This is a genomic window from Flavobacterium sp. DW-iso2, from assembly GCF_058725285.1.
Genome location: NZ_JBZXDY010000001.1, coordinates 108,537 through 120,989 on the forward strand (window position 1 = coordinate 108,537; position 12,453 = coordinate 120,989).

Consider the following 12,453-nt stretch of genomic DNA (forward strand, 5'->3'; position numbering starts at 1 on the left):
ATTTCTCGACTGGAGAAAGCTTTTCAAATTGTTGTCACGTGAAGTAAAATACTATATTTGTTAAATATTAAAAGATAAATGGATAGATTAAGCTTACTGCAGGGGACTGGTCGCATCTCAGTTTTTGTTTCTTTATTGCTTGCGTTTTTTTTATTAACGGTTAAAACCGAAAATAAATTAGCAAATCGTTTATTTGCCTGGTTTTTTATTTTCTCTGCTATCGATCTTAGCGGATTTTTTATTGACGCTGGTACTCGTAATGAGTTGAATTTAGAGATTTTTAGATCTACAGCCTGTTTGTTTGGAATGCCTTTATTTTATCTTTTTGTACTGGCGGTCTGTTATTCTGATTTTAAATTAAAGTGGAAACACTTAGTGCATTTGCTTCCTTTTTTATTGATAAATTTGGTTTTTATTCCAAGGATTTATCTTAGCACAAACATAGATAAAGATAGTTTTGCGGCAACACTCAATCAAATGCCAGAGATATACCTGATTCAGATTTTAATTGAATTTCAATATGTATTTTATATCGTCAGTGTTTTTTTGATTTTGAAAAAATATAGAGAAATCTATTTAGAAAATTACGCTGATTCGAGTACTGCTACTTATAAATGGCTTTTTCAGATAACTACTGTTTTCCTTATCGCACATTCTATTGTGGGATTAAAAAATATATTGCGTTATAGTGGTTTTAGAGAGATTTTTCTTTGGACAAATGTACTTGTAGGAGCTATAGCTTTGCTTATAACATGCTGGTTTATCATGAAAGCGCTCAATCATCCCGAACTTTTTAGAGGTGTTAATTCTAAATTGAAATTAGCAAAATATATTCTGCCGGAAGTCGAAGAAAAAATGGAATCTAAAGATGTTCAAGACGATACGATTTTCAGTCAAATTTCGAAATTGAAAAAATATATGAATGAAGAAGAACCTTTTCTTGATCCGTCACTTACTATTCAGGAACTCGCAAATCAAATTGATATTCCGGTTCGGGAGTTATCGGTTTTAATTAATCATCATATGGATCAGCACTTTTTTGATTTTGTAAATGAATATCGCATCCAAAAAGCGATGGGTATTTTAAAAGATCAATCTAGAAGTCAGCTTACCGTCCTAGAAATTTTATACGAAGTTGGTTTTAACTCCAAATCTTCTTTTAATACCTCTTTTAAAAAACACACCAATTTAACACCTACATCTTACAGAAACGCCTTGTAATAAGGAGTTTGTAAAAAGTCGTACTTCATACCTGATAAAGTCGAACTGATTTTCTGATTAGAAATTGGTTCGACTTTTTTTTGTCGGTCGAATTCTGAAAATTTCTAAGGCAACTTTGTTTCAAATTAATCAAAACAAGTTTTAAAATTAGAAATCATGAAAAAAGCGACTCTCCTTATTTTTTTAGTATTGCCTTTATTTTGTTTAGCACAAACATCATTCAAAGTAAAAGGAAAAATAGCAAACGAAACAATTCCATTAGAATGGGCAGATGTTTCCATATCGAATTCAGAAGGAAAAATTATAGACGGAACAATATCTAAACAAAGTGGTATTTTTGAAATCAACCTTAAAAAAGGATCCTATAAAATAGGAATCAGTCTTTTGGGATATACAGATTATGATAAAGAGATTACAATAGAGAATGATGCTGATTTAGGAACAATCATTTTAAAAGAAAGCACAACCAATTTAAATGAGGTTGTCATTGAATCTAAAAAGAAAACAATCGAACAAAAAACCGATCGTTTGGTTTATAATCTTGAAAACAATGTTACAACAGTTGGTGGAGACGCTTTAAGTGCGATTAATACAGCTCCCGGAGTTGTCGTTCAGAATAATATAATTAATATATTAGGGAAAGGAACTTCCCGTGTAATGATAGATGGACGAATGATTGAATTAGTAGGTGAGGAACTGAATAATTTTTTGAAATCAATTTCGGCTAGTGATATTAAAAATATTGAAATTATCAGCAATCCGCCGGCGAAATATGATGCTGAAGGATTGGGTGGATTGATTAATATCATTATGAAAAAAGGAGTTCGTGATTCTTGGAAAAACACAACTACGGTTTCTTATGATCAAAATAAATACAGTATCTACACTCTAAGAGACAACCTTTTTTACAATAAAAACAAGTTTAGGTTTTCTGCGAGTGTTAATGCGAAAACAGGTTATTTAAATGCTACTGATAATTTAGAGATGTATTTTCCTGATGGACTTTCCAAGTTGAAAAGTGTAACAAAGGTAAAAACTGAAAATCTTTCCGGTAAATTGGCTTTAGATTATGATCTTTCAGGACGCACTACTATTGGATTTCAATATTTAAACGATAGAAATAACCCTGATTTTAAATCGGATATTAGAATTGAGAATTACAACTCTCAAAATGAATTGGATAATGTTACACTGAACAATAGCTTCACTGACAAAGGATCAAAAAATCAAACGTATAATGCACATTTGATTGCCAAACTAGATCCCTTAAAAAGGAAGTTATCTTTTGATGTGGATTATTTTAATTACAGTTCAAAATTCAATAGGAATTTTGTCGCTAATAATTACACGCCAGATATGTCATTTATAGAAGTAAATCAGTCGGGAAGAAACATTTCGAATCAGGATATTGACAATTGGAGTTTTAAGGCAGATATGGAACATCCGCTTCAAGCATTGAATTTGTCTTATGGCGCAAAAATGAGTTTTACAAATAGTGTAAGTGATGTAGTCTATTATAATACAATTACAGGAACTCCGGAATTAGATCTGAATCAATCCAATCGATTTAAATACACTGAAAACAATCAGGCGGTTTATGTAAATGTGGATAAAAAACTAAATGAAAAATGGAATTTCCAAATGGGATTACGATTGGAGAACATTCAAACAAATGGATTTTCTGAAACAATGAATCAGGAAACAGAAAATAATTATTTGAAATTATTTCCAACGTTTTATGCTTCTTACAAGAAAAACGAAAACAATACTTTTAGTTTGAATTACGGAAAAAGAATCAACAGGCCACGTTTTAATTTATTGAATCCGTTCAGAATTTACATCAACAGCAATAGTTATTCCGAAGGAAATCCGTTTTTAAGGCCTTCATTTAGTGATAATTTCGAGTTGGTACATTCTTATAAAGAAATTTTGAGAACAAGTGTTTTTGTAAATGCAATCACAAACGGTTATGGAGTTTTGTTTACCTCAAATCCGGAAACTAATACACAAATTGTAACCCGTGAGAATTATTTTAAAAACTTAAATTATGGAATAGGGGAAAGTTATTCGACAAGTCTTGCAGATTGGTGGTCTAGTGAAAATTCATTGTACCTTTTGGGAGCAAAAACAGAATTTATTGCAGCTATCAATGCTACTCCATCAAACAGTTTACAAATTGATTTTTCGACAAATAATACTTTTTCATTAGGTAAAATGACAAAATTGCAAATCGATTTTACGTATACAAACCCTTTTAAATCCGGTTTATATGAAGTAGGATATGCCTCAAGTTTTGATATTGGTTTCAAACAGGATTTGTTTAATAAAACCATGCAGATTGCATTTTTGGCAAATGATATTTTTAATACCTCTTATTTAAAAGATTTTACTTCAGTTATAAACGGTGTAAAACAGGTATATGAGGAGAAACAAAGTAATCGATTTGTACGTTTATCTGTGGTTTATAATTTTGGAAACAAAAAAATCAATGTACAACAGCGTGATTTTGGAAATAAGGAGGAGAATAAAAGGACTGGAGGTAATTAGAAAATTGAAAGCTGGGAAACAGAAACCTCTTTATTTCTGTTTCCTAGCTTTATAAATTTATAAAAAATAAGCCAATGCAATTCCCAAAACAATCATGGAAACTTTGGCAATATTGAATTTATGTCCTTCACTACTTTCAAAAATGATAGTGGAGGAGATATGAAATAATATCCCGATGACAACGGCTGTGATTTCAGTGTAATAATCATTTAGTAATGGCAGATAATCAGATGCTAACGTCCCCAAAGGAGTCATTAATGCAAAGGTGAGCATGAAGCCAAAAATCGCTTTTTTGTGCAGATGTGAATTAATGAAAAAAGTGGTTAGGATAATCGCTATCGGTAAATGGTGGATAGCAATACCAACCGCTAAATCGTGGTGATGACTTACCGGAAAACCTTCCAGAAAGGCATGTATGCAAAGACTGATGAACAGCAACCATGGAATGTGGGCCATGTTTACGTGCCCGTGCGTATGTCCATGTTCTGCACCTTTTGAGAAAAATTCGAGTATAATCTGGAATAGAATTCCAAGCATTATGCAAATTCCTATATTTGGATTTTTACTTTCATAAACATCTGGCAACAAGTGCATCACAGTTAAAGATAATAGAAAAGCGCCACTAAAAGCCAATAGTAACTTTAGGTTGGTTTTGTTATTAGGTTTTAAAAACAAAGCGATCCCATATCCTAGTAGTACTGAGAGTAAAGGTAAAAGGTAATTCATACTTAGTTGTTGAATTGTTGTTTTGGTGCAGTCCCGAATCGTTCCTTTATAGGGGCGACTATATAAATTTACGAATTGCCGAATAGATTATTTAAAAATCATTATTAATCTCTCGCTTTCATTTCTATAGAACTTTTTCAATTTATAGTCTCCAAAAGTGTCTAAAAGATAGATTCCGGCTTCTTCCATTAATGCTTCAAAGTCTTGCAGTGTTAGGGCTTTTACTTTTTCGGTGAAATGAAATTTTTGTCCTTTGTCTTCAAAGTCAATTTCTTTATAGATATGTCCGTCTTTTAAATAGCGCTTTAAATGAAAATGAATTCCTTCGACCGTTTTTGTTTCTTCTGGAACTAGCGTATTAAGCACTTGGTTCACATTCATGAAGTCAATCACGGCAAAACCATATTCAGATAAGCTTTCTTTGATCGCTATTAGAGTCGTAAGATTGTCTTCGTCTTTTTCGAAATAACCAAAACTGGTAAACAAATTAAAAATGGCGTCGTATTTCTCTTCAAAAGGCTCTCTCATGTCATGCACTTTAAAATGCAAAGTGTCATTTGTATTTTTACTAGCTTCGACAATACTGTTTTCAGATAAATCAGCTCCCAAAACATCAAAGCCTAATTGGTTCAAATAGATCGAGTGACGGCCTTTGCCGCAAGCCAAGTCAAGTACTTTGGCGTTTTCAGGAAGATTGAGGTAGTTCGTTATGTTGTCCATAAAAAGCTGCGCTTCGGTATCGTTTCGCTCTTTGTAAAGGATATGATAGTAAGGTGTATCGAACCATGAACTGAACCAAGTTTCTGTTGGTTGTTCTGGATTTATATTCGCTGGTTTTTGTTCTTCAGACATTTATTCTTTTTCAATTAATTCAAGTCCCGCAAATTTAGTGTATTTTTGCTGAAAAATAACGAAACCGTGCAGATACACTAAGATTCTCGTTGAGAAACCTTTAATTTTGATCACGGATTAAACATAAAGCAGAAAAAGGTCTGTTTTAATTGATACACACAAATGGAAAATAATTTTAAGATGGTTGCCAAAACCTTTTTTGGTTTTGAGGAAATATTAGCAAAGGAATTACAAATGTTGGGCGCACAAGATGTGGAACAGGGAGTAAGAATGGTAAGTTTTAAAGGGGATAAAGGGTTTATGTACAAAGCGAATTTGTCATTACGTACCGCTTTAAAAATTTTGAAGCCTATTTATTTTTTTAAGGCAAACAATGAACAAGCTTTATATAAAGGAATTTCTGGCGTAAACTGGTCAAGATACATCAATGCCAATCAAACTTTTGTGATTGATGCTACAGTGCATTCAGATAATTTCAATCACTCTGAATTTGTATCTCAAAAATGTAAGGATGCGATTGTAGATCAATTTAGAGAACGTACAGGACAACGTCCAAGTATTGATAAAATACACCCAGATTTAAGAATCAACATTCATATCGACAAAGACCAAGTTTCTGTTGCATTAGATACTTCAGGAAACTCATTGCATCAACGTGGATATAGAACAGCAACCAATATTGCTCCTATAAATGAGGTATTGGCAGCAGGTGTTTTATTGCTTTCAGGTTGGGACGGGCAAGGTGATTTCTTGGATCCAATGTGTGGTTCAGGTACTTTCTTGGCTGAAGCAGCTATGATTGCTTGTAATATTCCGGCAAACATTAACCGTAAAGAATTTGCATTCGAAAAATGGCATGACTGGGACAATGATTTGTTTGACAATATCACAGACAGTTTATTGAAAAGAGTAAGAGAATTTCATTACACCATAAAAGGTTTTGACAAAGCGCCATCTGCGGTAAGCAAAGCAAAAGACAATATTAAGAATGCCAATTTAGAAGAATATATCACCATTGAAGAGAAAAATTTCTTTGACACTGAGAAAACGACACAAGGAAAATTACACATGGTATTTAACCCTCCTTATGATGAGCGATTGGATATTCATATGGAAGAATTCTACAAAAATATTGGCGATACTTTGAAGAAAAATTATCCTGGAACTAATGCTTGGTTCATCACAGGAAATCTAGATGCATTGAAATTTGTAGGATTAAAACCTTCAAGAAAAATCAAACTTTTCAACGCTAGTATTGAAGCGCGATTGGTTAAATACGAAATGTACGAAGGAAGTAAAAGAACAAAATTTCAGACTCAGGAACCAGATAATACTGCGGCTATTTCAGACAATAGTGATCAGTAATCAGTTTGCAGTAGTAAGTGATAGGTTTACAGTGAACAGTTTTAGAACAATAAAGAGTATATCAGTTAGAACAAAAAATTGAGACAATAAAACTCCGCAAAGTCTCCCCTTCCTTCGGAGGGGGTTGGGGGGAGGATAAAATATAGATACAATGAGTAAATTACAAGTAAGAGCATTTTTATACCAATTGGGCTGTTTTGCCATACTATTCATTTCAGCACGTTACCTTGTGGAACGTTATACAGAATTAATAGGCTTCTGGATTCCTTTGACTGCCTTTGTTGTTGGGACGCTTTTGTCTCCAAAATTTCAAGCCGTTAAAACTAAGGATGGCGAGAAATTGTATATGAAATGGATTTTCACCAAAGGAGTAAAAGAAATAGGATAACGTTTATTCAAAAAACACATCAAAAAAGAACCGCAGCTTCACTGATTATTAAAATCATGAACTGCGGTTTATTATTTTTGAGTTAGTAATACTATAGATTAAAACTCTGTAATCTATGTCAAATGAAATGCCTTTCTAATCACAATAAAGGCTATGTTTCTATGTGTTTTAAAAAACAAGCCTATCATAGAAAAGTAAAATGTTCCTACCGCAAATGCGCAAATTTTTATTTTTGAATAAGTAACGATAGCTTAGAATTATGAAATCTATCTCTAAACACAATAAAATCTACCTTTCTATGTGTTGAAAAACAAGATTAAGAAACTTTACTTTTTCTTTTCTCCTTTTTTAGGCGCTACAACTGGTATTACTTTCTTTTTATAAATAGGAATGAAATAGGAAACAGTATAATTAAAACCTACTCCAAAATCACCGTTATAGGTTCTATTAAAGCCAGGAATATAGAGGTTCTCAAAATTCGCCGGCTCTTTATTAGAAACCAATCGGTTCAAGCGAAAGCTGAATCCCACAAAAACATTATCAAACACTTTTGCTTTTACCCCGGCAACCACTTCGATCCAGCTGGCTGTTAATCCGTTAAATTTTGCTCCCGAAGCAATGGCAGGTATTTCTCCAAAATAAGGATTGGCGTTGTAAATTTTATAGCTATTCAACTCCTGATTAAAAGTACTAAAACCATAGCGCAACCCAATAGAGATAATATTCTCCATGTCTAACCAGTTTTCGTAAGCATTGTAATCAAAACCTGCTTTTAGATATGATCCTTTTGTTGTAAAATTCAATCGGGAATCATCGGTAGTTTTATTTTCATTTCCAATTTCGGCAGCCAAAAAATATTTCTTTGTCAATCGATAGTCACCCACAAATTCGATTCCCTTATAATCCTTGTCATACAAGGCACGGCTTACTTTGAATAGATCAATACCCACTCGCAATCCATAACGGTTTGTTTTTACAGGAACCGCTATATTTTGTTGCTCATCTGGCAATTTCACTGTCTTTAAATTCCCGTTATCAGGAATTATAGCTTTAGTACTTGTACTGTCAGCCACATTTTTAAGCGCAGTAGTTTGCTTCGCCAGTTCGCCTTTTTGGCTAGTGTCTTGCGCCTGAGCTAAAAGTAAAGATAAAACTAGGCAAATACTAAAAATATATTTCAAGATGTGTTTCGTTTTCGTTAGCGATACTACTGTTTTTAACTGCAATGTATTGAATCCATTTCTTATCTGCTGTCGCAGCATCAGTATGAACATAAGGCGTTTGAGGATCTAAGGTATAATTAGTTTTAAAACCACAGGCACGGGATACAAATAACTCTTCTCGCACATAATTAAATTTAAGGATGTCTTCGTTTACTAATCCAGGATTTGTACTTCCATAGTTTAAAATGAAACTGAAAGTAGTCGCATCTGCATCTGTTTTCAGAGGAATTGAAACCGTACTTCCATTAATCAAACTACTACCATTAAAAATAACACCATCGGTTATTCCTTCGCCGGTTATTTTTAAATTCGTTACATTTTTTAAAACGGACGAATTCGTGACATCATAAAACGAAATCACTAAGCGGGGAGTGGTAACCGTATTGGTATCACAGATATCGTCTTTCTCACAACCGGAGAAAGACAAGGTGATAACAAACAGTAACAGTATTATTTTTTTCATAAATGGGTAAAATTCCAATTTTTAAAAATTCCAAATTCCAAATTCACATGCAAAACTCAATGTCTCTAAACTCTAACTTTACTCTTATCTTCTTTCTAAAAGAACCACATTCTCTACGTGATGCGTTTGCGGAAACATATCCACGGGACGTACGCGAGCCACTTTATATTTCTCGTCCATCAAGCCTAAATCGCGGGCTTGTGTAGCGGAGTTACAACTTACATAAACGATTTTTTCAGGAGCAATTTTCATAATTTGTTCAATTACATCTTTGTGCATTCCATCTCTTGGTGGATCAGTGATGATAACATCAGGTTGTCCGTGTTGTGCGATGAAATCATCGTTAAAAACGACTTTCATGTCTCCTACAAAGAACTCACAATTATCAATATTATTACGTACAGCATTTGCTTTAGCATCTTTGATGGCATCAGGGACACTTTCTACACCTATAACTTTTTTTGCTTTTTTAGAAACAAACTGAGCAATAGTACCCGTTCCAGTATATAAATCATAAACGATTTCATTTCCAGTTAAACCGGCAAAATCTCTCGTTATTTTGTACAATTCATACGCTTGATCAGAATTGGTTTGGTAGAATGATTTGGCATTAATACTAAATTTCAAACCTTCCATTTCTTCCAGGATGTAATCGCGTCCTTTATATAGTTTAATGTCAGTGTCGTATAAAGTATCGTTTGCTTTATTATTCACTACATATTGCAAAGAAGTAATTTGTGGGAACTTCTCATAAAGATGATCCAAAATCAATTCTCTATTTGCTTTGTCGTTTTCAAAAAACTGAATCAACACCATGATTTCTCCCGTAGAAGAAGTACGCAACATTAAAGTACGTAGCAAACCTTCGTGTGCTCTAGGGTTAAAGAAAGTCAGACCATTTGCATTAGCAAAATCTCGTACTTCGTTTCTGATTGCGTTTGATGGATCTTCTTGTAAATGACATTTGTTGATGTCCAGGATTTTATCCCACATTTTCGGAATATGAAATCCTAATGCATTTCTGTTTCCTAAATCTTCCGTACTACCTATTTCGGCTTCGGTCAACCAACGGCTGTTTGAAAACGAAAACTCCATTTTGTTCCTGTAGAAAAACTGTTTTTCTGAACCTAAGATTGGTTCAAATTCAGGAAGTTCTACTTTTCCTATGCGTTGCAAGTGGTTCAACACTTCATTTTGTTTGTAATACAACTGTTGGCTGTATTTCATATTTTGCCATTTACAACCGCCACAAACACCAAAGTGCTCACAGATAGGTTCTATACGATGTTCTGAATATTCATGAAAATGAATCGCTTTTCCTTCGTAATAGGCCTTGCGCTTCTTAAAAGTTTGCACGTCAACCACATCACCCGGAACCACATTTGGGATAAACACTACTTTCCCATCAGGGGCCTTTGCTACTGATACTCCTTTTGCACCTGCATCGATGACTTTTATCTGGTGAAACACCACCTTGTCTGTATTTTTCTTTGCCATGGCGCAAAAATAAGCGTTTGTACCTTAATATTTTCAAAAAGAGATGATTTTTATTTGTGCCTATTCCCGCTTTCCGCTACAAATCCCCAGTTCTTCAAGCAAGAATACTACCCCAGTAAAGGAGCTTCCTGCGGTCGCTCTTTACTAGCAAGTATTCTAAAGCTTTCCATCCTGCGGGTTTTCCGCTAGAATCAGGGGCAAGGGAGTAGATTCCGAATTAAAAATGATTTTTACGTTTCATCCATTCATAATTCACGATCGTCAGAAAATAGAAAACTACATCTGCACAAATTTTCCCAGCCATAATACCAGTTAATGCGTTTCCAGTGAAGATAGGCAACCAATACATACAAAACGGACGAATAAATAAAATATCTAATGCGGCAGGATATCCAAATTCCAGTAATAGATTTTTGATAATCATCAGCACGTCTCTGAAAGTCGTCTTTTTTTGTATGGCTTTGTTCTTTTTGGAACGGTGGTAGTACGCCAAGCTGATAATCACACTATAGAAGGCAAAATATTCAATAAATGTAATTAAGTAAGCCGTGGTCAAACCACTAAAGATTCGGCTAAACTGGGAACCCAACAAAGCAGCCGTTGTCGCTGCCAACTCGGCATACTTATAGCGGTCAAACCATTCTTTAAACTGTGTTTTAGAAAGCATAATTGCGTATTTCTACTTTAATGAAAGACAAAACTAGACAAAATTACGGTTAGTGAACAGCAAAGTTGTTTCTGCAAAGGATTAACCTTAATACAAGATTTCTTTATGAAGTTAGGATTGCGAGTACAAATGAGGAACATCTACTGGCTGATGGGAAACATCAACTAAACTTCTAAAATCTTTTCCCGTAGGTTCTTCAAAAACTTCTAATTTAAATTGAGAGGTAATCGTTAGTAAATGATCAAAAATATCAGATTTGACTACCTCATATTTTTCCCATTCTTTTTCATAAGTGAAACAATAGATTTCTAGCGGCATCCCTTTAGAAGTTGGGTCTAATTGCCGAACCATATTTGTCATTTCTATATTGATATTTGGATTTGAAAGAATATAGTTTTCGGCATAAACTCTAAAAACGCCAATATTAGTCAAGCTTTTGGCATTAACTACGTTAGATTCATTATCAATTAACGCAGAATTGGATTTTTTAATTTCTTTTTCTTTCTCAAGGATGTAGTCTCTTATGAGTGTATATTTTTTAAACTGTTCCAGCATTTGATCATCACAAAAACAGAAACTACTTACTTTTAGATAAATGGCTCTTTTGATTCTTCGCCCTCCTGAATTACTCATTCCGCGCCAGTTTTTAAACGAGTCAGTAATGAAAGCGTAGGTAGGAATCGTAGTGATTGTTTTATCCCAGTTCTGGACTTTAACAGTGCTTAAATTGATGGACATGACGTCGCCATCAGCATCATATTTTGGCATGGCAATCCAATCGCCCACGCGCACCATATCATATACGGACATTTGAATGCTGGCCACAAAACCTAAAATAGTATCCTTGAAAATTAATAACAAAATAGCAGTCATCGCGCCCATGGCTCCCAGGAAGTAAAAAGGACTCTTTCCTAAAAGTAAAGACAAAATGAGAATTCCACCTATGAAATAAACAATGATATTCAATACTTGAATGTAACTTGTAACGGGCTTGTCCATGAAAATAGGCGACTTGGATAGAATGTTATCAAAGACCGCCAGCAAAGCAATAATCGTCCAGACGATTACTAAGAGAATTACAATCATGGCTAGCGTAACGATATAATTTGCAAGTGTTGGATACTCCGCAAATATGGAAGGCACTATGACAATGACGAGAAGCGCCGGAATGATATAAGCAAGTTTATCAAATATTTTTTTCTCGATTAAGATGTCGTCCCAGGTAATCTTAGTTTTTAAAAATAGTTTGTGTATCGAGTCAATAATTAGTTTTTTGGTTAACAACCAAGCGATAAAACAAAGAATAAGTAAACCCAAAAGTAGTATTGGAAGATTGATGTAGTGAGCAATTCGAGGATCTATATTAAAAAAATCAGTTAACCAACTAGGATCTAGTTGTATGGAGGGATATTTTTCGTCAGGTAGAATCATTGCTATAATTTGTTTTATGCAAAGGTAACATTCACAATTGAAGACACTAACAGAACCAAAGGATTGGCTTTTT

The 12,453-nt window shown here is 34.0% G+C and carries 11 protein-coding genes; 4 read left to right on the top strand and 7 right to left on the bottom strand.

The genetic code is table 11. The annotated features are described in order from the left end of the window. Positions 1-78: 78 nt before the first annotated feature. Together AC4PRO_RS00485 and AC4PRO_RS00490 are read left to right on the top strand one after the other, a co-directional pair. Entirely contained in the window at positions 79-1,221 is a 1,143-nt protein-coding gene (locus tag AC4PRO_RS00485; RefSeq protein WP_492115888.1) for a helix-turn-helix domain-containing protein, read from the top strand. A 156-nt stretch (positions 1,222-1,377) separates the two neighbouring features. Continuing rightward, on the top strand, positions 1,378-3,768 hold the full coding sequence (locus AC4PRO_RS00490) for a TonB-dependent receptor (RefSeq protein WP_492115889.1): 2,391 nt from the start codon (positions 1,378-1,380) through the stop codon (positions 3,766-3,768). Between the two features lie 57 nt (positions 3,769-3,825). On the opposite strand, the gene AC4PRO_RS00495 is transcribed toward AC4PRO_RS00490, so the two are convergent. Then, entirely contained in the window at positions 3,826-4,494 is a 669-nt protein-coding gene (locus AC4PRO_RS00495; protein WP_074723151.1) for a ZIP family metal transporter, read from the bottom strand. An 87-nt stretch (positions 4,495-4,581) separates the two neighbouring features. Next, positions 4,582-5,346 carry an SAM-dependent methyltransferase gene (locus AC4PRO_RS00500; protein WP_074723150.1) on the bottom strand — a complete coding sequence of 255 codons (765 nt, stop codon included), beginning with the start codon at positions 5,344-5,346 and terminating at the stop codon, positions 4,582-4,584. A gap of 162 nt (positions 5,347-5,508) precedes the next feature. Here AC4PRO_RS00500 and AC4PRO_RS00505 point away from each other — a divergent pair, with 162 nt between their 5' ends. Both AC4PRO_RS00505 and AC4PRO_RS00510 read left to right on the top strand, forming a co-directional pair. Continuing rightward, positions 5,509-6,711 carry a THUMP domain-containing class I SAM-dependent RNA methyltransferase gene (locus tag AC4PRO_RS00505; protein WP_074723149.1) on the top strand — a complete coding sequence of 401 codons (1,203 nt, stop codon included), beginning with the start codon at positions 5,509-5,511 and terminating at the stop codon, positions 6,709-6,711. Positions 6,712-6,862: 151 nt separating this feature from the next. Next, positions 6,863-7,099 (top strand): hypothetical protein, encoded by a 237-nt coding sequence (locus tag AC4PRO_RS00510; RefSeq protein ID WP_074723148.1) that lies wholly within the window; start codon positions 6,863-6,865, stop codon positions 7,097-7,099. 326 nt (positions 7,100-7,425) lie between these two features. Here AC4PRO_RS00510 and AC4PRO_RS00515 read toward each other — a convergent pair whose 3' ends face one another. From AC4PRO_RS00515 to AC4PRO_RS00535, 5 genes are all read right to left on the bottom strand, one after another. Further along, positions 7,426-8,280: a DUF6048 family protein gene (locus AC4PRO_RS00515; protein WP_492115890.1), complete on the bottom strand. Its 855-nt coding sequence runs from the start codon at positions 8,278-8,280 to the stop codon at positions 7,426-7,428. After that, positions 8,264-8,785 carry a DUF6452 family protein gene (locus AC4PRO_RS00520; RefSeq protein ID WP_492115891.1) on the bottom strand — a complete coding sequence of 174 codons (522 nt, stop codon included), beginning with the start codon at positions 8,783-8,785 and terminating at the stop codon, positions 8,264-8,266. The genes AC4PRO_RS00515 and AC4PRO_RS00520 overlap by 17 nt, the downstream gene beginning before the upstream one ends. A gap of 84 nt (positions 8,786-8,869) precedes the next feature. Further along, entirely contained in the window at positions 8,870-10,282 is a 1,413-nt protein-coding gene (gene rlmD, locus AC4PRO_RS00525; protein WP_074723145.1) for a 23S rRNA (uracil(1939)-C(5))-methyltransferase RlmD, read from the bottom strand. A 217-nt stretch (positions 10,283-10,499) separates the two neighbouring features. Further along, entirely contained in the window at positions 10,500-10,949 is a 450-nt protein-coding gene (locus AC4PRO_RS00530) for a hypothetical protein (protein ID WP_074723144.1), read from the bottom strand. A 111-nt stretch (positions 10,950-11,060) separates the two neighbouring features. After that, on the bottom strand, positions 11,061-12,380 hold the full coding sequence (locus AC4PRO_RS00535) for a mechanosensitive ion channel family protein (RefSeq protein WP_492115892.1): 1,320 nt from the start codon (positions 12,378-12,380) through the stop codon (positions 11,061-11,063). Positions 12,381-12,453: the final 73 nt, after the last annotated feature.